24 protein-coding genes are annotated in these 23,953 nt (G+C 31.4%); 15 read left to right on the forward strand and 9 right to left on the reverse strand.

The genetic code is table 11. The annotated features are described in order from the left end of the window. The first annotated feature begins 97 nt into the window (after positions 1–97). Positions 98–604, forward strand: coding sequence for an immunodominant staphylococcal antigen IsaB family protein (isaB, locus tag LQ609_RS07915; RefSeq protein WP_208143527.1), 507 nt, complete (start codon positions 98–100; stop codon positions 602–604). A 466-nt stretch (positions 605–1,070) separates the two neighbouring features. Here isaB and LQ609_RS07920 read toward each other — a convergent pair whose 3' ends face one another. Further along, the gene (locus LQ609_RS07920; RefSeq protein WP_208143526.1) at positions 1,071–1,781 is read right to left on the reverse strand and encodes a MerR family transcriptional regulator; all 711 of its coding nucleotides are present in this window, start codon (positions 1,779–1,781) and stop codon (positions 1,071–1,073) included. 318 nt (positions 1,782–2,099) lie between these two features. Here LQ609_RS07920 and LQ609_RS07925 point away from each other — a divergent pair, with 318 nt between their 5' ends. The 7 genes from LQ609_RS07925 (at position 2,100) to LQ609_RS07955 (ending at position 8,616) form a co-directional block, all read left to right on the forward strand. Continuing rightward, the gene (locus tag LQ609_RS07925) at positions 2,100–4,127 is read left to right on the forward strand and encodes a BglG family transcription antiterminator (protein WP_078357871.1); all 2,028 of its coding nucleotides are present in this window, start codon (positions 2,100–2,102) and stop codon (positions 4,125–4,127) included. Between the two features lie 19 nt (positions 4,128–4,146). Then, on the forward strand, positions 4,147–4,614 hold the full coding sequence (locus tag LQ609_RS07930; RefSeq protein ID WP_078357872.1) for a PTS sugar transporter subunit IIA: 468 nt from the start codon (positions 4,147–4,149) through the stop codon (positions 4,612–4,614). A 55-nt stretch (positions 4,615–4,669) separates the two neighbouring features. Beyond that, positions 4,670–4,948 (forward strand): PTS sugar transporter subunit IIB, encoded by a 279-nt coding sequence (locus LQ609_RS07935; RefSeq protein ID WP_078357873.1) that lies wholly within the window; start codon positions 4,670–4,672, stop codon positions 4,946–4,948. A gap of 89 nt (positions 4,949–5,037) precedes the next feature. Further along, a complete protein-coding gene (locus LQ609_RS07940) occupies positions 5,038–6,297 on the forward strand; it encodes a PTS galactitol transporter subunit IIC (protein ID WP_078357874.1) in 1,260 nt (419 codons plus the stop codon). A 20-nt stretch (positions 6,298–6,317) separates the two neighbouring features. After that, the gene (locus tag LQ609_RS07945; protein WP_107509788.1) at positions 6,318–7,349 is read left to right on the forward strand and encodes a zinc-binding dehydrogenase; all 1,032 of its coding nucleotides are present in this window, start codon (positions 6,318–6,320) and stop codon (positions 7,347–7,349) included. 40 nt (positions 7,350–7,389) lie between these two features. Then, positions 7,390–7,548 (forward strand): hypothetical protein, encoded by a 159-nt coding sequence (locus tag LQ609_RS07950; protein WP_088369002.1) that lies wholly within the window; start codon positions 7,390–7,392, stop codon positions 7,546–7,548. A gap of 30 nt (positions 7,549–7,578) precedes the next feature. Further along, a complete protein-coding gene (locus tag LQ609_RS07955) occupies positions 7,579–8,616 on the forward strand; it encodes a galactitol-1-phosphate 5-dehydrogenase (RefSeq protein ID WP_078357876.1) in 1,038 nt (345 codons plus the stop codon). Positions 8,617–8,871: 255 nt separating this feature from the next. Here the strand turns inward: LQ609_RS07955 and LQ609_RS07960 are convergent, their stop codons facing one another. Further along, a complete protein-coding gene (locus tag LQ609_RS07960; RefSeq protein WP_239734553.1) occupies positions 8,872–9,759 on the reverse strand; it encodes a nuclease-related domain-containing protein in 888 nt (295 codons plus the stop codon). A gap of 206 nt (positions 9,760–9,965) precedes the next feature. Between LQ609_RS07960 and LQ609_RS07965 the strand changes: the two genes are divergently transcribed. Then, positions 9,966–10,550: a LysE family translocator gene (locus LQ609_RS07965; RefSeq protein ID WP_078357878.1), complete on the forward strand. Its 585-nt coding sequence runs from the start codon at positions 9,966–9,968 to the stop codon at positions 10,548–10,550. Positions 10,551–10,594: 44 nt separating this feature from the next. Here LQ609_RS07965 and LQ609_RS07970 read toward each other — a convergent pair whose 3' ends face one another. After that, positions 10,595–12,238, reverse strand: a complete 1,644-nt coding sequence (locus LQ609_RS07970) for an alpha-keto acid decarboxylase family protein (protein ID WP_107509785.1) — start codon at positions 12,236–12,238, stop codon at positions 10,595–10,597. A gap of 214 nt (positions 12,239–12,452) precedes the next feature. Here LQ609_RS07970 and LQ609_RS07975 point away from each other — a divergent pair, with 214 nt between their 5' ends. Further along, positions 12,453–12,899, forward strand: coding sequence for a MarR family winged helix-turn-helix transcriptional regulator (locus tag LQ609_RS07975; RefSeq protein WP_239734554.1), 447 nt, complete (start codon positions 12,453–12,455; stop codon positions 12,897–12,899). A gap of 69 nt (positions 12,900–12,968) precedes the next feature. Here LQ609_RS07975 and LQ609_RS07980 read toward each other — a convergent pair whose 3' ends face one another. Both LQ609_RS07980 and LQ609_RS07985 read right to left on the reverse strand, forming a co-directional pair. Next, complete coding sequence (locus LQ609_RS07980) at positions 12,969–13,172, reverse strand: hypothetical protein (RefSeq protein ID WP_239734555.1); 204 nt, start codon at positions 13,170–13,172, stop codon at positions 12,969–12,971. A 16-nt stretch (positions 13,173–13,188) separates the two neighbouring features. Beyond that, positions 13,189–14,364, reverse strand: a complete 1,176-nt coding sequence (locus LQ609_RS07985) for a DUF418 domain-containing protein (protein ID WP_239734556.1) — start codon at positions 14,362–14,364, stop codon at positions 13,189–13,191. A 141-nt stretch (positions 14,365–14,505) separates the two neighbouring features. Here LQ609_RS07985 and LQ609_RS07990 point away from each other — a divergent pair, with 141 nt between their 5' ends. After that, positions 14,506–15,165, forward strand: coding sequence for a response regulator transcription factor (locus LQ609_RS07990; RefSeq protein WP_239734557.1), 660 nt, complete (start codon positions 14,506–14,508; stop codon positions 15,163–15,165). A gap of 4 nt (positions 15,166–15,169) precedes the next feature. After that, positions 15,170–16,639, forward strand: a complete 1,470-nt coding sequence (locus tag LQ609_RS07995) for a HAMP domain-containing sensor histidine kinase (RefSeq protein ID WP_208143519.1) — start codon at positions 15,170–15,172, stop codon at positions 16,637–16,639. 46 nt (positions 16,640–16,685) lie between these two features. Here the strand turns inward: LQ609_RS07995 and yidC are convergent, their stop codons facing one another. From yidC to LQ609_RS08010, 3 genes are all read right to left on the reverse strand, one after another. Continuing rightward, positions 16,686–17,450 carry a membrane protein insertase YidC gene (gene yidC, locus LQ609_RS08000; RefSeq protein ID WP_208143518.1) on the reverse strand — a complete coding sequence of 255 codons (765 nt, stop codon included), beginning with the start codon at positions 17,448–17,450 and terminating at the stop codon, positions 16,686–16,688. A 29-nt stretch (positions 17,451–17,479) separates the two neighbouring features. Further along, positions 17,480–17,749: a hypothetical protein gene (locus LQ609_RS08005; RefSeq protein WP_218702939.1), complete on the reverse strand. Its 270-nt coding sequence runs from the start codon at positions 17,747–17,749 to the stop codon at positions 17,480–17,482. 226 nt (positions 17,750–17,975) lie between these two features. After that, positions 17,976–19,325 (reverse strand): amino acid permease, encoded by a 1,350-nt coding sequence (locus tag LQ609_RS08010; protein WP_239734558.1) that lies wholly within the window; start codon positions 19,323–19,325, stop codon positions 17,976–17,978. 250 nt (positions 19,326–19,575) lie between these two features. Here LQ609_RS08010 and add point away from each other — a divergent pair, with 250 nt between their 5' ends. Further along, the gene (add, locus tag LQ609_RS08015) at positions 19,576–20,553 is read left to right on the forward strand and encodes an adenosine deaminase (protein ID WP_239734559.1); all 978 of its coding nucleotides are present in this window, start codon (positions 19,576–19,578) and stop codon (positions 20,551–20,553) included. A gap of 110 nt (positions 20,554–20,663) precedes the next feature. On the opposite strand, the gene LQ609_RS08020 is transcribed toward add, so the two are convergent. Further along, complete coding sequence (locus LQ609_RS08020) at positions 20,664–21,044, reverse strand: hypothetical protein (RefSeq protein ID WP_208143516.1); 381 nt, start codon at positions 21,042–21,044, stop codon at positions 20,664–20,666. A gap of 151 nt (positions 21,045–21,195) precedes the next feature. Here LQ609_RS08020 and bioB point away from each other — a divergent pair, with 151 nt between their 5' ends. After that, positions 21,196–22,158: a biotin synthase BioB gene (gene bioB / locus LQ609_RS08025; RefSeq protein WP_239734560.1), complete on the forward strand. Its 963-nt coding sequence runs from the start codon at positions 21,196–21,198 to the stop codon at positions 22,156–22,158. A gap of 147 nt (positions 22,159–22,305) precedes the next feature. Continuing rightward, the gene (locus tag LQ609_RS08030) at positions 22,306–23,667 is read left to right on the forward strand and encodes a CitMHS family transporter (RefSeq protein WP_218702936.1); all 1,362 of its coding nucleotides are present in this window, start codon (positions 22,306–22,308) and stop codon (positions 23,665–23,667) included. The last annotated feature ends 286 nt before the right edge of the window (positions 23,668–23,953 follow it).

The raw sequence follows: 23,953 nt of genomic DNA on the forward strand, positions 1-23,953 counted from the left end.
TGGTTTATGTAGTTCATTAAGGGTATCGTAATATTACAAGTTATTTTCTGACACCCAGCCAATAGAGATGTTATATCAATAAAAGGGAGTGAAGACGATGAAAAAAGTATATCAATTCATAGGTACAACTGCCCTATCGACAGGATTATTATTTGGTGTAACAGCTGTCGGAAATACAGACGATGCAATTGCAGCTCAATCAGAGTCAGAAACTACACCATGGTATAACTACGATGGATACACATACAATAATCCTAACTTTGTATTAGATTATAATTTTGTTGAAGCTTTATATGCGGACAATGTTACAATTAATGGCTATCAAACAGATGCTGACGCCAAAACAGGTACTGGAGGAAAATCCACAGAAGTATACGATACAAAAATAATGAAAGATCAAAACGGTAAAGTCGGAACAATCATGTTTGATGTCAAATCAGGTGTTGTAACAAAAGAAGAATTTAAAAAAGCACATGAACCAACAATGATAGTAGAAAAAGGTGACCAATATTTAAAATATGGAACATTAAACCAATACTATCTTGCATCATTTGATGAAGATGGTTATCTCGTTCATATGGAACTTGGCGTAATACCTCAATAAAAGTAATACTTTAATATATGAAGAAGTTAGTAATATACAAATCTAATTTTATAGAATGTTAAGAGGCTAAGACAAATTAATTTGTCTTAGCCTCTCATCTTGTAAAGATATCCATATCAGCAATTTTACTTAGAACTGCTTTTAACACACACCTCTTATCAGCAATTTTACTTAGAACTGCTTTTAACACACCTCTTATCAGCAATTTTACCTAGAACTGCTTTTAACGCATCTCTTATCAGCAATTTCACTGAAACTTGCTTTTAACACACCTCTTATCAGCAATTTCACTGAAACTTGCTTTTAACACACCTCTTATCAGCAATTTTACCTAGAACTGCTTTTAACGCATCTCTTTTCAGCAATTTCACTGAAACTTGCTTTTAACACACCTCTTTTCAGCAATTTTACCAACTTTTGTTCATAACGTACCCCTTTATAAACAACACTTTCTACTCTTTTCCTATTAAACATGTGTTTCTATGCAGTAACTCTCAACGCCACAATGTGGGCATTCTAATTTTCTTGTTTGGTAAGTGTGATTGGACTTAAACCATTCTGAGAACAGTGGTTTGAACTCTTGTTGACAATTTGGGCATAAGTAACTTACTACTGAATAGTATTTCTTTGTTGCTATTGCTGCATATATAAAAATAAATGGATATACGGTAATTATGGGTTGCCACTTTTTCTTCTTAATTGATGTGATAATACTACTATATTGAAATGCACCTACTATTAATGATATGCCCATAAAGTTTCTTCTGAATGTTTTCATTTCTTGATGCTTTTTTGATTTGTTTTTTAAATTAAGTACGTTTGATACTGGATATTCACTTTCTTTACTTATATTCTCTCTTATAAATTTAATTTGTTCTACTTGTTCTGACTGCTGTTGTATTCCGTTTTGGAGATCTAATAGTTTCTCGCTTAATAAGATATTCAATGTATTGATTGAATGGTTTGAATTCAATAGTTCTTTTATTTCTTTTAATGAAAAGTTCATATCTTTCAACGTTAGTACTAGTCTTAATTGATTGATGTCCTCTTCAGTATAAAGTCTTCGATTGTTTTCTGAAGTATTACTAGGGCTAATAACTCCTTTTTTATCATAATATTGAACGGTTCTAACTGTAACGTTACATAAACTTGCTACTTCTCCAGTTGTTTTATTCATATTAATTCCTCCTGTTTCATTTTTCTTATCTCAATTGTACTTGATGACGCAACGTCATTATCAAGCTTTAACTTATACTTTTCTCAAAAAATCCAGGGAAGTCTACCCGCACTATTAATAGTATGTGTTCAAAATAAAACATTTACAAAAGAGCAGTACATTAGGGATTCTCAACTGTTAATCACAACGGTGTACAACTATTTATATAACATTTGTGATTAACGTTTGTACAACTCTTTGATGTGCTGTGTTAAGTTATATTTAACAACAAAGGAGGGATTCAAAATACAGAAGGAAAACTTTAATATCATTTCAGAAATGATTAAAAACCCCAAAATTAAAGGTAAAGACTTAGAATCAATGTTTAACATTTCTCGCAGACAACTAGGATATAGGATTCAAAAGTTAAATGACTGGTTTAAAGAACAAGATTATCCGGAAATCGAACGAACTAGCCAAGGTTATTTTATCGTTGATGACAGAATTAAAGAATTTCTAAATGTTCCAAACGAATCCACCTATCAAGAAAATGAGCAGGTATACACTTCTTACCAACGCGCGCATCTCATTTTGTTGATGTTGTTTAGTGAAGAAGAAGGACTTTCATTAAATCACTTTTCAATAGATTTAGAAGTTAGTAAAAATACTATTTTGAATGATATTAAAAAGTTGAAAGAACTTCTCAAACCTTATGAAGTTAATCTTCAGTATAGTCGTACAAATGGTTACTACTTAGTTGGTGATGAGTTTGAAATACGTCGCCTTCTTATGAGGCTAGTCGATAAAGCATTCACATTGCAAATTTCTCAGTCTGATATTGTAAATGGTTTAAAGGTTGAAGAAGATAAAATTGATTTAATTAATATCCAAATTTCAAAAATCGAACAATATTTAGATAGAAAATTTATTGATCAAAGTACTCGAACATTACCATATAAACTTTACTTAATTTTACGAAGAATCAAGCACGACAAAATCGTTTCATCATTTTCTATTGGTTATGATGACTTATCTGATACAAAAGAATATCAAGCAACAGAAATACTGACATCAACATATTCAGATATTCCAAGACAAGAGAAATTATTTATAACATTGCAACTACTCGCAACAAGTGTTCAATGGTCAGATATCAGTGATGTTCAACATATTCCAGAGTTAAATAAGGCACTCGAAGAAATGATTGAACAATTTGAAAAAATTACTTTTATTAATTTTACTGATAGAGAATCTTTAATGAATCAACTGATGCTTCATATGGAACCAGCTTTTTATCGTATTAGATATGAATTGTCTGATATAGATGGTTTAGAAAATTCATTGAAAGAAGATTATAAAGAACTCTTTCATCTCGTAAAACTATCATCTAAACCTTTAGAAAAGTTTTTCGGTCACTCATTGCCAGAAAATGAAATTGCTTATTTAACCATTTTAATTGGAGGCAGTTTAAGAAGACAAGACGAAGAAATCGAACAAAAAGTAAAAGCAGTGGTAGTTTGCACACAAGGTACTTCCATTTCACAGCTGATGCTACAAGAATTACGTAGTGTATTTCCAGAATTTATATTTCTAGATGCTTTGTCGTTACGTGATTTTAATCAATATGAGTTAGATTTTGACATTGTATTTTCTCCAATGCATATCATGACGAATAAACGATTATACATCACTAAAACAATATTAACTGCTCAAGAAAAACACGAATTACGTCAGCATGTGTTTGGACAATTAAACAACACAATAGAAACTGATATACAAGTAGAAAAAATGCTGTCAATTATCAGAGAGCATGCAACAGTTCATAATGAATCTGAACTTTCCAAAAAAGTTAAAGAACAATTTGAAGATACGTATGCTTATTCCTCTGTGAAGGCATCAACATTATCAATCAATAGTACTTTGAATTTACAAGATCTGTTACCAACGAATCATATACGTTTTGTTCATAGTGTTGTTGACATCGAAGAAGCCATTCGCTTAACAGCCGAACCGCTTGTGAAAATGAAATATATTGATTCTCAATATATAGATAAAATGCATAAAGCTTTCGATGATACTTATATGGTTATCAACCAAAACATCGCAATCCCTCATGCAGAAGGAGACCAAGTCGTTCATAGAACATCAATGAGTATGTTGGTATTGGAAGAACCGCTTGAGTTAAGTACTGGATTCAAAGTTCAAATTTTTGTAGTGATAGCTGCAACAGACAAATTTAAGCATTTGAGACCACTACTCCAATTGAGAGATATGTCTCAAGATAATGATGCAATTCAACAAATTGTTAAGGCAGATTCAAAAAAAGATATATTAGAAATTATTCAACATTTTTCAAAAATAGATTAAATCAAAGGGGTTGCATAAAATGCAAGATTTAAAAATCGATGTCTCAAACGTCATTCTTGATTTAGAGGCAACGACAAATGTGGAAGCATTGAGTAAGTTATCAGAGGTCATGCGCCAAAACGGTTATGTCAAAGATACTTACAAAGACGCTGTTATTGAAAGAGAAAAATCATTTGCAACTGGTTTACCAACTGTATATTGTTCCGTTGCAATCCCGCATACCGATATACAACATGTCGAATCAAAATCAATAGGTATTGCAGTTCTAAAAGAAACAGTTCCATTTGTCATTATGGGAGAGCTGGAAGAAACAACAGATGTTAAATTAATTTTCATGTTAGCAATGGATAAAGAAGATGCTCAACTTTCATTATTGCAAAAATTAATGGGCATTTTCCAAAATGATCAATTACTATCGTTCATTGCTAATGCAAAAGATAAACAATCAATTGTAGATGCAATAGACAAAGAACTAAGTGAAGCATAAAAAATTAAATGGAAGAGTTGATTCTTATATCGACTCAAATTAGGGGGAAATTATTATGAAACAAGTATTAGTAGCATGTGGAGCAGGAATCGCAACATCAACAGTGGTAAATAACGCAATCGAGGAAATGGCTAAAGAACACAACATTAAATTAGATATAAAACAAATTAAAATCACTGAAGTCGGTCCTTATGTTGATACAGCTGATTTATTAGTTACAACAGCAATGACTCAAAAACAATACGATTTCCCAGTAATTAATGCTCGTAACTTCTTAACTGGTATCGGAATTGAAGATACGAAAAAAGAAATTCTAGAAGTATTACAAAGTTAAAACAACTAAATTTAAAATCTAGCATGAGGTTGAAATAAGAATCATGATATTTCACCCTCATTCTTTTAAAAAAGAGGATGGTGTAGAGAATGAATGGTTTCGTAAATTTTATTCAAGCTTTTCTTGATTTAGGTGCAACGGTTATTTTACCGATTGTCATATTCCTATTAGGATTATTCTTCAGACAAAAAGTCGGTGCAGCATTTAGATCTGGTTTAACGATTGGTGTTGCCTTCGTAGGTATTTTCTTAGTAATTGATTTACTTGTTAACAACTTAGGACCTGCTGCACAAGCAATGGTTAAAAACTTAGGGGTTAGCTTAAACGTGATTGATGTAGGTTGGCCAGCAACTTCTTCAATTGCATGGGCTTCTGTTATAGCAGCATTTATTATTCCATTAGGTATAGTAATTAATGTCATTATGTTGTTAACTAAGACGACTAGAACGATGAACGTTGATATTTGGAACTTCTGGCACTATACATTCTGTGGTGCTATGGTTTATGCAATATCTGGTAGCATTTGGCAGTCACTAGTTGCTGCTGCATTATTCCAAATCGTCTGCTTAAAAGTAGCTGACTGGACTGCTCCAATGATGAGCAAATTCTATGATTTACCAGGCGTATCAATTGCAACTGGTAGTACGATTTCTTATGTACCTGGTATTTTCTTAGTTAAAGGACTTCAAAAAATCCCTGGTATCAACAAATTAAACGCTGATCCAGACACTATTCAAAAAAGATTTGGTGCTTTTGGTGAATCTATCTTCGTAGGTCTTGTACTTGGTTTAGCTATCGGTTTATTAGCTGGATACAATGCTGGAGATGTTATCAACTTAGGTATGTCTATGGCGGCAGTTATGGTATTAATGCCTCGTATGGTTAAGATTCTTATGGAAGGTTTAATGCCTGTATCTGAATCAGCACGTACTTGGTTAAACAAACGTTTCGGAGACCGCGAAATTTACATTGGTTTAGATGCTGCTGTAGCTTTAGGACACCCTGCAGTTATTTCAACAGCATTAATCTTAGTTCCAATCACAGTGTTATTAGCAGTTATTTTACCAGGTAACCAAGTATTACCTTTTGGTGACTTAGCAACTATTCCATTTATCGTAGCATTCATAGTAGGAGCAGCACGTGGTAACATCATTCACTCTGTTATTGTCGGTACAATTATGATTGCTATCTCACTATACATTGCAACTGATGTAGCACCTATTTTCACAAGTATGGCTGACGGTACAAACGTTAAAATGCCATCAGGATCATCACAAATCTCAAGTCTTGACCAAGGTGGTAACATCTTAAACTATATTATCTTCAAGTTCTTTGATTTGTTCAACTAACATTAAGGGGATGACATTACATGAAAGCATTAGTAAAAACAGCACCAGGATTTGGCAACTTAGAAGTGTTAGATAGAGAAATTCCAGAACCAGAAGAAAACGAAGTGAAAATAAAAGTTCATTACGCAGGTATTTGTGGTACTGATGTTCACACTTATGAAGGACACTATAATGTTAACTTTCCAGTAACGCTTGGCCATGAGTTCTCAGGTGAAATCGTGACTGTTGGAGAAAATGTTCAAGATTTCGAAATTGGTGATCGCGTTACTTCTGAAACTACTTATTACATTTGTGGAGAATGTGAATATTGTCAAACAGGTGATTATAACTTATGCAATCATCGAAAAGGTTTAGGTACGCAACAAAATGGTGGATTTACTCAATATCTTGTTGCAAGAGCTGCAAGTGTTCATAAATTACCAGATAACGTATCTTATAAAGCTGCTTCTATGACTGAACCTTTAGCATGTGCACACCATGCAGTATCAAAAATTGATATAAATCAAGGTGATACTGTTGTAGTCATGGGTCCTGGACCAATCGGATTACTTGTAGCACAAGTGGTTAAAAGTAAAGGCGGTAAAGTTGTTATTACTGGATTAGATAATGATAAAGCACGTTTAAATAAAGCTGAAGAACTTAATTTAGATCATGTAGTAAACATTCAACATACAGATTTAAAAGAATATGTAAACAACATAACGAATAACTATGGTGCAGACGTTGTATTAGAATGTTCAGGTGCAGTACCCGCAGCCAAACAAGGACTTGATTTATTACGTAAAAAAGGACGATATGTTCAAGTAGGTATTTTTAAGGATGCTGAAATTCCTTTTGATTTAGAAAAAATCGTTCAAAAAGAAATTAGAGTTGTCGGTAGTAGAAGTCAGAAACCTGCCGATTGGGAACCATCGTTACAACTCATGAGTACAGGTCAAGTTGATGCAGAAGCACTTGTTACAGCTGAACTTGATATTACAGAGTGGGATGAAGGTTACAACCACATTAAAGGTGGCGAAGGGATCAAAGTATTACTACGCCCTATCGAATAAATAAATTATCTTTTATAGATAAAAAAGGAGAATGTTGATTATGGTAGAACACATGTTAGATTTTATGCTTGGACCGATGAGAGGTATTACAGGATTCTATATGGATAACTTATTATTTTGTAATAGTGCTGTTTTTGTAAGTTATTTTGGAGCAAAACTTTTCAAGAAAAAGAAAGTCACTTCAGAACAAACATCATAACAAGTAAGAATAGAGGGGAGGATATCATTATTGAAAGCCCTAAATTTATACAATATTGAAGATTTAAGATTTGAAGAAACAACAAAGCCAGAACTTGAATCACCTGATGATGTCATTATTAAAGTTAAAGCAACCGGCATATGTGGGTCAGATACATCACGCTATAAAAAGCTTGGACCATATAAAGAAGGTATGACATTTGGTCATGAATTTTCTGGTGTAGTTGAACAATTAGGCAATGATGTCACAGACTTAAATATAGGAGATACTGTAACAGGTTGTCCCGCTATCGTCTGTCATAAATGTCATTACTGTGAAAAAGGCGAATATTCCAGATGTGAAAATTTATATGTAATAGGCTCATATGAACCAGGTTGTTTCGCAGAGTATGTTAAATTGCCAGCTAGTAATGTACTAAAACTCCCAGATAATGTAGATTTAGATACTGCAGCAATGGTTGAACCGTCTGCAGTTGTCGCACACGGATTCTATCGTACACGTATGAAACCTGGTGCAACAGTAGCAATTATGGGATGTGGTAGTATAGGCTTACTAGCTATACAATGGGCGAAAATATTCGGTGCTGCAAAAATCATAGCCATAGATATCGATAATCATAAACTAGACATTGCAAAAGAACTAGGAGCAGATTATACAATCAATTCAAAAGAAGAAAACTTAGATGATGCTATCTCAGCTATACCAGATAAAATAGATGTTGCCGTAGAATCAGCAGGATCTCCATTCACAATAGGACAAGTATTAACCTTACCAACTAAAGGTGGAGAAGTCTTATTATTAGGCATCCCTTATTCTGATATAGAAATTAAACGACAACATTTTGAGAAAATATTACGAAACGAACTAAACGTAATAGGATCATGGAACGGTCTATCCGCACCCTTCCCAGGAGAAGAATGGACAGCAACATTACACTATATGTCCACTGGAGAAATCAATGTAGATCCCATCATTTCAGATAGACTCGATTTAGAAAAAGGACCAGAAACATTTTATAACTTAGTAAATAGAAAGCAACATTACGACAAAGTAATCTTTCATCCATAAATAAACATGACCATAAATCAATAATACCTTAAGAAAAAACAGGGGCACGCCATGCGCGCCCCTGTTTTTAATGTTCGACTTCAGCTCCCAATGTTGCTAGTCTGGCTCATCTTGCAATGTTCGAAGCCCCAATGTTGCTAGTCTGGCTCATCTTGCAATGTTCAGGGTCTCAATGTTGCTAGTCAGACTCATCTTGCAATGTTCAGGGTCTCAATGTTGCTAGTCAGACTCATCTTGCAATGTTCAATGACTATCTTATCTATTTTTTTGGGTTTTATAATATCTTTTTGGATTCTTTTTTGTACTACTAAAATACTTATCACATACTCTTCTTATAGTATATCTATTCCCTGCTCCACACCACTCTTGGGCTTCTGATAAAATAAATGCTTCCCCTTTACACAAATAGAGTTCTAACAAATTAAATAAATAAACATTTTGTCGTATATCTTTGAAATCACATAATCTACATTTCAAGTATTTCTTGTGGTCTTTTATTTCAATCGTATTCAATCTCTTACATTTCGGGCATTTCAAACCTGGTCTTAAACAAGACATTGGGACTTTTTTAATATTCTTGTAAATGTGTGAAAAGTCGCTATGCTCTCGTTGAAACATATGTAAGATATTTTCATTTTCTAAAGAATTTTTATTTTTGAGTATATATTTAAGTTTATGTAATTCTGTTGGTAATAAGATATTGAAATGATTAGGTATGGTACCTTTTAAAGTGAATTTGTGGTTTGTAAAAATAAGATAAGAATGCAAGGGTTTGTGAATATTCATGTGGGATATTAAGTAATTTAATTCATGATTGGCTCGCCGTAATTGCTGAAAAGGGGTATAAAACATATTTCCAAATCTGTTTATAAGCTGTTCATCTTTAATAGTATAATCTCCAGAATAATGTTTAACCTCAAAGTGACATATAGCATCGTCCGTTACAATTAAAAAATCAATTTGAACACGGTTTTTGTGGCTTATGTGAAAATCATATAAATAATGAAGATCAGGATATTCATCTAGAATACGTTTAATGAAAATTTCTCCCTCCAAACCTTTAATATAATTTCTTGTTTCTTCATCAAGTCTGTCCTGGATAATACGATTTTTAATAGCTAATAAATAAGTTTGCCTGTTCATCGATGCACCTCCGAATTTCTTTACAATTATTATAGAGAATACCCAGGAAAAGATAAACTAAAATACTAAAGTTTCACTATCTATTACGTCGGTACTATTTAACCATTTTATTTCATCTAAATGATATGCTACCCAATCGAGCATTTACAATACATCCATCTAAAGATACAATACACTCAATAGTTATACTTGAAAGGGAGTTTTATATGACATTTTTATCTATGACAATTTATGCTATAGTTTCGAGCTTCACGCCTGGACCAAATAACATTATGTCTTTATATTATTCTAAACAAACTGGTCTACGAGGTACAATCAAATTTTGTATTGGTGTTGCACTAGGATTCTTTCTATTACTTCTCGTTTCAAATTTCTTTAGTAATACTTTATATCACGTCTTCCCAAAAGTACAACTATATATGAAAATTTTCGGGGCAATTTATTTACTTTATTTAGCATACAAAATTGGAACAAGCAAAGGTACTGACGCTCAATCGTTTAGTAGCAGATACAATAATATTAAATTTGGTATGTTGTTACAGTTCATAAATCCCAAAGGTGTGATTTATGCATTAAGTGTTGTTGCTGCATTTATAACACCGAACTTTGAACATTTCTCCGTCCAAATTATCTTAATTACATATTTAGCACTGATCGGGTTCCTTTCCTCTTTCAGTTGGAGTGTCTTTGGTTCAATCTTTAAAAAGTTTATCAATGAACATGAATTAGCATTTAATATTATAATGGCACTTCTTCTCGTCTATACTGCCATCTCCATTCTCTTCACATAAAAGTACCCCCTAATCCACATTCCATGGTTTGGGGGGGTTTTGTATTAACTATTTTGTTTTGAGAATGCTTTTCCGATTGCGTCTAGCTTTTCTGGTGCGTCTGAAGCAGTCATTTTTACTTCGATGAAATGCATTTGATTTGGTTCATTGTTAATCTGTAAAAATACATTTTCCAAATCTGCAGATGTTTCTACGTCATGTATTGCTACTTTATCTTTACCACCAAACACTACTGGCAATAATTTGTAATCCCACATTTGAATATCGTTATATGGTTGGTGTTCGCCGTGGATTTTACGTTCTACTGTATATCCGTCGTTATTAATTACAAAAATAACAGGTTTAAGGTCTTCTCTAATCATAGTTGAAATATCTTGTGCAGTTAGTTGTAATGAACCATCTCCAATTAATAAGATGTTTCTTCTATATAAATTAGACATTTGCGTTCCTATTGTTGCTGGTAATGTAAACCCGATTGAACCCCATAATGGTTGGCCAATAAATGTATTATCTTTATATAGATTCAAATCGTACGCACCGAAGAATGAAGTTCCTTGTTCTGCTAATATGATGTCGTCTAGACCGATAAAGTCTTGCATCATTTTAAAATATGTTTCTTGTGTTAATGGTGCATTATTAGGTGTATATTGCCCTTTTTCCTCACGAATATTTTCCGGGAAATTCGCATCGTTCTTATATTCAATATTAAGTAAGCCATTTACAAGATTAGATAATGTAAATTCTGATGCTACAGTATCATTCAATTTGAAGTCTTGATGATTAATCATAACAACATCATCAATATCAAAGCCATATGAATATCCAGCTGTCGCTGAGTCTGTTAATTTAGCACCTATATTTAAAATCGCATCACTGTTATCTACATAATTTCTAATGTTTTCTTCAGCAATACTCCCATCATAAATACCCATATAATATGGACTTTCTTCATTAAAAGCACCTTTACCTAAAGATAATTGAGCTACTGGTATTTCAGTTTGTTGTACAAATTGTTCTAATTTATCGTGTAATTTAAAGCTATTAATTTCGTGACCTGTAATGATGACAGGTTGTTTAGCTGTTTTTAATTTTTGTTCGATCATTTCTATATATTTAGATACATCTTGTTTCACTGCTTCAGCTGGTTTAAATGCTTCTACTACATCTATTTCAGACTGTGCAACATCAATTGGTAAATGAAGATGAACTGGTCTTTTTTCAGCAATTGCTGCATTAATTAATCTTGGTATTTCAGTTTGAGCATTTTCAACAGTAATATAACCTTGAGCAGTAGTAATTTCTTTGAACATTTTTCGGTAGTTATCAAACTTACCTTCACCTAATGAGTGATGAACATATTTTCCTGCTTCTTCAACAACTGTCGTTGGTGCACCAGTAATAGCCACAACCGGTACGCGTTCTGCATAAGATCCAGCAATCCCATTTACTGCACTTAATTCTCCAACACCAAATGTCGTAACCATTGCACTTATACCATTCATTCTTGCATATCCGTCAGCAGCATAACTTGCATTTAACTCGTTAGTATTACCAATCCACTCCATATCATCTCTGCTAACAATGTCATCTAAAAATGCTAAATTAAAATCTCCAGGTACCCCAAATACCTTTTCAACACCAACAGTGCTTAATGCATCCATTAAATATTCCCCAACACGTTTTTTCATAACCTTGTCCCCTTTTCTATATATAGCAGTTATTTAGGTCAATAGACTTGACCTATTAGCGTAAAAAAATAACACCTAAATTCATTATCAAATGTTTAATAATATCCTTAACAATTATTATTATATGCTTACTTATAAATTAAGTCAACTCCATTGACCTAAAAATGAATTTTTTAATCCTATCCTTTATAATAGATGAAAAGGAGTCGACACAATGGATAATAAAAATAATTATGACCATATGCTTTTTTACTTCGCATACAAAACATTTATAAATACAGCTGATGATATTATAAAAAATCACGGCATGAGCAGGCAGCACCATAGATTCTTATTCTTTATAGATCAAATGCCAGGTATCACTATGAAAGATTTATTAGATACATTAGAAATCTCAAAACAAGCATCACACGCATCACTCAAGAAACTAAAAGAAAAAGGTTTAATCAGATATGTAGATTCAGATAACGATAGAAGAGTAAAACAACTGTATCCAACTAAAGAAGGCAGTGAACTCGTTCATACTTTAAACAAAGCACAAAACGAACTATTACAACAAACATTTGAAGAAGCAGGTACAGACTGGCACGATATTATGGAACACTTAGCAAGTAAGAAAAGCGGCTTTAAAAATGTTAAATCAATAAAACCAGCTGAATAAAAAAGTATTAAAAAGACTGCCAACTAAGTCAGTGACCAAGTTGGCAGTCTTTTTTTTATAATAATTCACCTACTCTTCTTTACTAAAAGTACTATTTATAACTAAGCATATGAAAAATAATGAAATAACGACAACGAAACTATATGGCATTTGGTCTAAATAAAACCAACTTAAATGCATATCTGTAAATTGGTTAAGTTGTTGAATAACGAATCTTGTTAATAATAGCCCTGATAATAAAAATATTAAAATACGTATTATTTTTTTAGCCATTTCTATCATCGTGATTTCATCTCCTTTTACTTACATTCATTTTCCAATGTGTAAACATTCTTAACATATATTCTAAAGGTCCATATCTAAGATACCTTTGATACCATGATGCTAAGATCATTTGAAGTATGTAAAATACAACAAAAGTTAGACATGTTAATATGAGCACATCTTTTCCAAACAAACCTAATCCATAGCTATATAGCACAAGCGTTCCGAAAACACTTTGCATAATGTACATCGATAATGACATTCTTCCAAGATTCTCAAATCCTCTGAATATCATATTTTCCTGATATGTCTGGTAAAAATATTTAAATAAACATATTAGCCCAATTGCTAACAGGATTCCAAATATACTTAATAAACTTGCAGAAATATTTTCATTTGATAACCATAAGTATGAAGATTTTCCTATTATTGAAATCGGAATGAGATAAATAAACATTTTAGAAAGTCGAGATTTTTTCACATTTTTCTCAAACCATTTGTATCTCGACAAACAAATACCCAATGTGAAAAATGGAACTTCTACTATCATAATCATTAAGAACATCCATCCCATTGCATCTCCTAATTCATTTTTTAATTCTAATAACATAGGATCTTTAATTTGTTCGTCTGCATTACGGATGTCCCAGTAACTACCTTCACTAAACAATGTCTTAACTTCATGTACGTAACTGGCTTTATCACCATCATTTAAAAATGGTTCTGAACTATCAAATAATGAAAGAGCAGACATACCTATAGTGAATACAAACCCTAAAATTGTAATCCACTTAAAAAACCTATTTCCTAAAGATATAAAAGGTATAACTAATAGCATCGTTAATCCGTAACCGAATAAGATGTCACCTTCCCATATGAAATAAGCATGCAAACTACCAAATATCATTAAAAACAATGACCTTCTAAACAGTTTCAATCTTGGTCTTTTAATTTGTTTTGTTTTCATAGATTGATAAAGCTTATCTAAGGAAAAGCCAAATAAAATCGCAAAAATTGGCATAAAACTACCTTCAAAAATAATTTTAATAAAATGATAGACAGCTTGGTTCACTCCACTTAAATGAAAATGTTCTATGTATAATTGACCTGTTAATCCAAATTGAAATATTAATAAATTAGCCATAAATATTCCAAATAAACTAAATCCTCTTAATGCATCCGCAACTTCTATTCTTTTCATCTTTGTTTCACCTCACTTATCATCATATCAACCCAAAATAAATTTGAGCTTACGTGTACCTTAAATCTATCTTAAATTTGCTTACTAAGGTAGATATCGACAGACTGAGGATATACAATTATCTTTAACGAGGTGTTAAAAGTGGCAGCAAAAATATTAATAATAGAAGATGATTTTGATATACAAACATTAATTAAAATTTCTTTATCAAACAAACAATTAGGCGATATATATTTAGCAAATAATAAATCAGAAGCTGAGCTTTTACTGAAAAATAATTATTTTGACATTGTACTTCTTGATTTAAATTTGAACTCAGAGAACGGCTATGAACTTGTTAAATATATTAAAAACAAAGATACAAAGCTAATCGTTGTAACTGCTAAAGATACAGATTTAGATGTATATAAAGGTTTTGAAAACGGCGCTGTAGATTACATAAAAAAGCCATTTGACCCTATAGAACTTGCTTATAGAGTTGGTGTACATATTAAGAACAACAATACACATAATAATAAAAATCTACAAGTAAACTTGGATACGACAGATGTCATTATAAATAATGACAAAGTGAATTTAACATCAAGAGAGTATGATTTACTAACCTATTTTATAAAAAATAAGAATCAAGTATTAACTAAAAGCCAAATCTACGAACGTGTTTGGGGATATTCAATAAGCGTAGATGATAATACATTAATGGTTCACATAAGGACTTTACGAAAGAAAATAGAAGATGATGCCAACAACCCTCAACTCATTCAGACAGTTCGAGGAAAAGGCTACATTTATCGAGGTTGAGAATATGAACAAACGTTTTACATGGAAGTTTATGAAATATATATTCATTTTCTTATCTATCACTTTAATATTAACAAGCATTGGTATTGGTTTGTTTTTCACAAATGCTATTAAAATATCTTATACGAGCTTAAGTGAAGTTGATGATTTTTACATGGATTCCTCCATTTCTAAAGAAAAAAATGAATATATCTTAAGTGACGATTTAAAAGAAAAGTTAAAAAAAGAAAACGCTCAATTATATGTTATTGATGATCAAGCAAATGTTTTATACCCTAAACAACATAAAAATATAAAAAACAAACTTATAGATAATCTTTATAACACTAAAACAATTCCTTTTAATAAAAGAAATTTAAATGCAGCAATTATATATCCCAAAAATTATACACATCACTTAAATAACACTGACAATATTGATATAGAGAAACTTATTAATAGTATGTACATGAATAATTACAATGAATATCAATATATAGAGAAGAATAACCAATTATCTTTCATAAATAATCCAGATCACAGAGAATTCGTACTTGCTAATGAATTTACAGAAATCGAGAATAAAAGCTTTTTATTTTTAGCTATATCATATCTTTCTCTACTATTATTCAATTTTATTTTAGTTATTATTTTTGCATTTATTATCTCAAAACGATTATCTAAACCATTATTCTTTTACACTGATTGGATAGAAAATCTTTCTAAAGGAAAATTATTTAAACCTAGTTCTAAACACTATAACAAAAGAAGTAAAAAGCTTTTTAAAGAACTCAATGATTCAGTTGAAACCCTTAATTTACAACTAACAAAAGATAAAATTTACCAAAATCAAATAAGCTATTATAGAGAAAAATGGCTAAATCAAATATCGCACGATTTAAAGTCTCCATTAACATCAATTTATGGGTACTCAAGGTTACTATCAACTGAAACAATAGATACAAAAAAATATGCCATATTAATATCTGATAAGGCAGCATATATGACCAAGCTTATAGACAGTTTAAATAAGAACTTTAAAGAAGAAACAGATCAAATGTCTATTCATAAAGAATCATTCAACGTATCAGAAACATTAGAGCAACTCATTATGACCATACAATACGAAAAACTTAAAGTAACAAATCATCTACAAGAAAAAGAATTTTATGGGAATAAACTATACTTCGAACGCATGATAATGAACCTAATAGACAATAGCATTGATCACAACAAACAAAATCCTAACATTCAAATTACGATTTACAATCAATCAAACGGGTTAATAATAGATTACAAAGATGACGGTAAAGGAATAAGCAAATCAACAGAAAAAAATATGCTATATTCAAACTATTCAACTAAAGATAACAAAGAAGGACACGGTATAGGCTGTACCATAATAATGGATTGCATAACATTCCATAATGGATCATTCAAAATAATGCCTACAAAAAAAGGTGTACATTTTAGAATAATCTTGGATAAAGAGTAAAAATCACGAAAGAAAAAGACGCTCATTGACTGAGCGTCTTTTTAAATTAATGACTTACTTCTGTATTAAGTTCTTCTTCATGATAATTAAAATACTTGTTAGAAATATATTGTTGAATAATAAGTACGATCGCACTCGCACTCCAATACAGTGGTAGTGCTGCGGGCATATTCATACTTATGATCAATATCATTATTGGACTTAAATACATGATATATTTCATTTGTCCGTTTGATTCTTCTGGTAAATATTTTGTAGAAAAATATGCTTGTAATAAATATAATACCCCTGCTATAAGTGCCATAAATATGTCTGGTGTACCTAGATTAAACCATGCAAAACTATGACTTGCGAATGCTTCGTTTCGTGATATTGCAAAATACAATGCCATTAGAATTGGGGTTTGAATAAGCATTGGTAAGCATCCCATTTTTAATGGATTAACATCATTATCTTTATATAAAGCTAACATTTCTTGGCTATATTGTGTACGTTCTTGATCATCTTTAGCAGCTTTCATTTTCTTATTAATTTCATCAATTTCAGGCTTTAACTGTTTCATTTTAAATTGCATTTTCTTTTGTCCTTTAAAAGAACGCAACATAAATGGCATTACAATAAGTCTTACGCATAAAGTAACAATGATAATGCCTATGCCATAACTATTGTTAAAGAATGAAGCAAAGTATTTAATAAGATACACAAATGGTTCAACAAATGTTGAATGGAACATGCCACCTTCTTGAGGTGCACAACCACCTAATAGTAGTGTTATTGCTAAAAATGCTAATACTGTATATAATTTTTTCAAAATTTCTCCTCCAATATATTAAATATGAATTAATATATTGGACAAGCGTCTTCTTCATCGACGGTCATGGATAAGCAACGTATTCTCCACCTTAGTATAGGTACAATCCATACAAAAATGTATTGATCCTCTACTTCAGTTGAAGACCTTACTATCCAATTTTTATGGAGCTTGATGCTTGCTTGCATTTGCAAGTAAACATACAAGAGTGTCAATAATAATGGAACAAAGTAATATATGCTAAATGCAACATAATTTATTAAAATATCCTCGCCTAATAAACCTATGAGCCATTCCATTAAGACCTCACTCCTTTCAAATTGAATATTATATTTTTATTATACATTTTGTAGTTATTATATACAATCATTAGCTATTTTCTATTAAAATACAGACACCTTTCTGTCTGACTTCAGACAACCCGAAGACTTACCAGTACCTTTTAAAGATTGATTACATTAAATTTTACAATATAAAAATAAGGCAGAGACAATTAGTTTGTCTCTGCCCCTATTTATAATTTTATTAAGGTTTTTTGATAAATGCGTATAAACTAATACTAAAGATAAATATTATACCAATAATCACGGAAACTCTTGTTTCTGAATTAAATAACATCCCAATGACAACGGCAATTAGCATGATAATCGTTATAATATTACTTACTGGTGCGAATGGCATTTTAAAGGGATGGTCTTTGATTTGTTCTCTTTTTCTAAAATTGATATGACTAATTAATATTGCAAACCAAGGTACCATGCCTGGTAAGACACCTGCACTGAATACATAGACGAATATGTCAGTATCTTTTCCTAATATTAAAGGTAAGACAACATTTAGTATAATACCTAAGAAAATACCTATTGAAACAGCAATAACTGCGATATGTGGGACACCATTTTTATTTGTCTTATAAAATATTTGGGATATTTGTTTTTGTTTTGATAACGTATAAAGCATACGACTTGTACTAAATATACCCGAGTTACAACCTGACATTGCTGCTGTAATTACGACGAAATTAATAATAGTAGCTGCAGCAGTAATACCTACTTTTGCAAATGTCGCAACGAATGGTGAACCAATATGATTCACTTCGTCCCAAGGATATACTGTTACGATAATAAAGATTGAACCGATATAGAATATTAATATTCTCCAAACAACACCATTAATTGCTTTAACGATATTTTTTTGAGGATCTTTCGTTTCGCCTGCAGTAATACCAATTAACTCGATTCCTATGTATGATCCGAATACGATAGATAATGCAAAGAAGAAACCACTTATTCCACCGGTAAAGAACCCACCATGATCCCATAAATGACTAATTCCAATTGGATTAAAGTTATTACCGATACCGAATAGTATCAATCCTAATCCTGCAATAATCATTAAAATAATAGTGACGACTTTTATAGCTGCAAACCAAAATTCAAATTCTCCAAACCATTTAACAGAAACTAAGTTTGCTGATAGTAAAATAACAACTACAGCTAAACCAGGTATCCATTCTGGTAAATTCGGCCACCAAAATTTAAAATATGACCCAACTGCAATTACTTCACTCATACCGACAATAATCCAGTTGAATATACTACTTCCAGCTGTTACAAATGAAAATGAAGGATGTATGTAATCATTAGCAAATTTAGCAAAAGAACCAGTATCTGGGTAAACATAGACCATTTCACCTAAGGCTCTCATAATGAGGAATACAAATACACCTGCAATTGCATATGCAAGTAGAACTGAAGGGCCTGTCCATTTAATTGTACTAGAAGCACCCATAAATAAACCTACGCCAATTGTTCCTCCAATAGCAATCATCTGCATTTGTCTTGATGTTAATTCTCTTTTTAAGTTATTATTCATTTTTGCGCCTTCTTAATATGTATATATTGAATTTTCAATAAACATTTTTTTAAATATTTTATTAATATAGCATTTTTAATATCTACATTCCAACTATTCTTAATCAAATAACAAATAAATTTATTAGTTTAATCACAAAATTTACACAATTTCTCTAAATACTATCAGTTTTATCTGAATTTGTTTATAATATACTACTATGTTTACAATTAAACATTAATACAAATAAAAATAGAAAGGATAATTATCAATGACTCCAATAAATAATATCCCCAAGACTGAATTACACTGCCATCTAGATGGATCTGTGAGCATAGAACTTATCCAACAATTAGCACAAGAACAGCAAATACATATTAATATAGAAGATATTCAAGTTGATCAAACATGTGACAGTCTTGATGAATACTTAAAATCTTTCGATACAATTTTAAAAGTATTACAAACAAAAGATAGTATTGAAAAAGCTGTTATAGATGTAGCTCAACAAGCACATAACGACAACATTAAATATATAGAAATCAGATTTGCTCCATTATTCCATACAGATAAAGGACTAAGCGTTAAAGAAATACTAGACTCCGTTAATATTGGCGCAACAAAAGCAGAGTCTCTTTATCCAATCAAAGTGAACATGCTTGTATGTGGAATGAGGCATCACGAAAATAAAACAAATATTGATCTCTTTACAGAAGTTAATCAACTAAATAAAGACAATAGTCATGTTATCGGTTATGACTTCGCTGGCCCAGAAGAAGCATTCCCTACTAATACCATTCAAGAAGCCATTCAGCATACTATAAAGTCAGAAAATCATTTAACATTGCATGCAGGTGAATGCGGATGTATACATAATATAATAGAAGGAATTGAACTCGGCGCTAGAAGAATCGGTCATGGCGTAGCTGCTACGAGTGACAATACCGCACTAGAATATATTAAAAATCACAATGTATTACTAGAAATCTGTCCTACAAGTAACTTACAAACAAAAGCCATACAGACATTGGATGAACTCAACATAAGAAAACTTATAGAACAGAACATTCCATTTAATATCAATACAGATAATAGAACCGTTTCAAGCACCAATTTAAATTATGAATATACCCTATTATATAATCATAATTTAATATCAACAGATGAAATTAAACAGCTAAATATTAAAGCCATAGACCACGCATTTATAACAGATGCAGAAAAAGAAAACTTGAAAACTAAATATTAATGACTATATACAAAAAAGCATTTGCCATAAGAGGCAAATGCTTTTTATCATAATAACTACTTCATAGTATGGACTACTAACTCAAGTAAAACGTGGTGATGGTAGAAAGGTTATTCGTTCTCAGTATTTTTCTTTTTGAGAAAATATCTTTTTTCAATATAATCTGATATAAGTCCTATAACGGACCATATCAAGATAATAACTATCACATATTTACTTTTAACTTGTTCACTACGAGTTAAATATATTAAAGAAATCAATGAAATGATGCTCAATTCACTTATCTTAAATATCATGAAATATTTAAGATTCTTTGCTTCCTCTTGTCCTCTTAGCCAACTAAAAAATATAGCAAACGCTATAAATATAGGAACGATAAAATATAATGCTTTCTCGAATGTAAATATTGCACTTAAACCTATACCAAGCCCTACAATTAAAAACACAAATATTAAAACTAACAACTCGCGATTTTTCATCAATTTATTCATAGTATCTTACCTACTTTCAACATATAGTATTATACACCACTTTTACCATTATTTGTAATTTATACCACTATTGTAAACCTAATTTAAAATATGGTTTACAATAGTGGTAATTATTAGTATTCTATTAATAATCATAAAGGGGGACAACATAATGAATTTAGGTACAAATATAATAAATGGACAGTTCTTAACTTTTAATGAGGCGTTAAATATATATCAAGATCCTGAAATCGATACTTTAACACTTGTGAATGAGGCTTATAAAGTGCGTCACCATTATTATGGTAAGAAGGTAAAATTAAATATGATTTTAAATGCTAAAAGTGGTATTTGTCCTGAAGACTGTGGTTATTGTGGGCAATCAAGAGATGTTAAACAGAAGTCTCAACGTTATGCGCTTATTCCAGAAAACCAAATTGTTGATGGTGCTAAAGTTGCTTCTGACAATAAAATAGGTACATATTGCATTGTGATGAGTGGTCGTGGACCTAGTGATAAAGAAATATCTCATATTACAAGTTCTGTAGAAGAAATTAAAAGAAACCATCCTCAGTTAAAAATTTGTGCTTGTCTTGGTTTAACTAATGAAGAACAAGCTGAATCTCTAAAAAATTGTGGTGTGGATCGTTATAACCATAATATTAATACAAGTGCTAACTATCATGATGAAGTCGTAACAACGCATAGTTTTGATGATCGTGTAAATACGATAAATATAATGAAAGACAAAAACATTTCACCTTGTTCTGGTGTAATTTGTGGTATGGGTGAATCTGATGAAGATATTATTGATATGGCTTTTACACTTAATGACTTAGACGCCGATAGTATCCCTATGAATTTTTTACATCCTATTAAAGGAACGAAATTCGGAAGTATGGATGACTTAACACCTATGAAATGCATTAGAATTTTGTGTATGTTCAGATTGATTAACCCTACTAAAGAAATTCGAATCGCTGGTGGTCGTGAAGTTAATTTAAGAAGTCTTCAATCTTTATCTCTCATGGTCGCAAACTCTATTTTTGTGGGTGATTACTTAATTACCGGTGGTCAACCTAATCAATTAGACTACGATATGATACAAGATTTAGGATTCGAAATTGATTGTTAAAATATTCTGTAAATTTAAGAATTATTATATTCTTTTATTATCTCAAATGATATAATATGTATTAAGTTTTCTATTTCACTTAAATGTGATTTAGAAAACTTTTTAAATTACGTTATATGTAAGCGCTATATTACAAGGGGGATGTATATGGAAGAACCAAATACACTGCTGACGATAGTTGGATTAGTTATTATTATTTCAATCGTTGCAATGTTAATTATGAAAAAGATTAGTCCAGTTGTAGGTATGATTTTAATACCTGTCATTGGAGCATTAGTGATTGGCCATGGTTTTGGAGACATACGTAAATACGTAGATTCCGGTATTGATCAAGTTTTCAACGTAGCAATCATGTTTATTTTTGCTATTATTTACTTTGGTATTATCTCAGACAGTGGTTTATTTAGACCATTCGTTAGAGGTATGATCAAACTAACTCGAGGAAATATCATCATCGTTGCCATTGTAACGACAATTATTGGTACATGTGCACAATTAGATGGTGCTGGTGCTACAACATTTTTATTAGCTATTCCTGCTTTATTACCATTATATAGAGCTTTAAAAATGAGTCCTTATTTATTAGTTCTTCTATTGGCATTGAGTGCCGCTATTATTAATATGGTACCTTGGGGCGGACCAATGGCAAGAACTGCTTCCGTATTAAAAGTCGATAATATTAATGATTTATGGTATCAAGTCATTCCACTACAACTAATTGGTATCGTACTAGCAATATTATTCTCAATTTATCTAGGATTACGTGAGAAAAAACGTATTTCAAAAGAATTTCCTGATGAAGAAAACATAAAAGTTGATATGGATAAAATTATTGCAAACTATGAAAAAGACCAAGAAGAAAATGCTTCAGTTAAAGGTGAAGCGACTAAACATACTTACATACTTTGGTTAAACTTAATACTTACAGTTATCATCGTTACTATGATGTTACTAGATATCGTTCCACCTGAATTTGCATTTATGCTTGGTGTGGCTATTGCATTACCATTGAACTTCCATAATGTAGATGAACAAATGGAAAGAATTCGTGCACACGCACCTAACGCATTGATGATGGCAGCAGTAATATTAGCTGCAGGTGTATTCTTAGGAATATTAAATGAAACAGGCATGTTAGATTCAATCGCCTTATCATTAATCGCTGTACTTCCAACAGTCGTTGGACCGTACTTACACATTATAATTGGTGTGCTAGGTGTACCATTAGACTTATTAACAAGTACAGATGCTTATTACTTTGCGATTTTACCTATAGTAGAATCAACAGCAAGTCAATTCGGAGTTCCATCACAATCAACTGCATTCTCATTAATGATTGGTAACGTAATTGGAACATTCGTAAGTCCATTCGCACCAGCCGTATGGTTAGCCGTTGGACTTGCTGAAATAAGTATGGGTAAATATATTAAATACGCATTCTTCTGGGTTTGGGGTTTCTCAATCCTGTTGCTATTTATAGCAATACTAATGGGTATCGTTACAATATAGATTTGTCACTTAGTTGATAGACATAAATAGACATTACAATATGAGAGAGGTTGAGACTTTTGTGTCCCAAGCTCTCTTATTGTATTGTGTTAATGTTAATTTAGAGGATTTCTTAGATTAACTATCGAATTAATCTACAACATACTCAATCTCTTAGATTAACTACTCATTTAATCTACAACATACCCAATTTCTTAGATTAACTACTCTATTAATCTACAACTCATCTCATTTTTTCAAAAAACTTTATTTTCATCGTCCTACCCAGACATAGAGGCTGAGACAA

This window comes from Mammaliicoccus sp. G-M28, assembly GCF_022386595.1.
GTDB classification, from domain to species: domain Bacteria; phylum Bacillota; class Bacilli; order Staphylococcales; family Staphylococcaceae; genus Mammaliicoccus; species Mammaliicoccus fleurettii.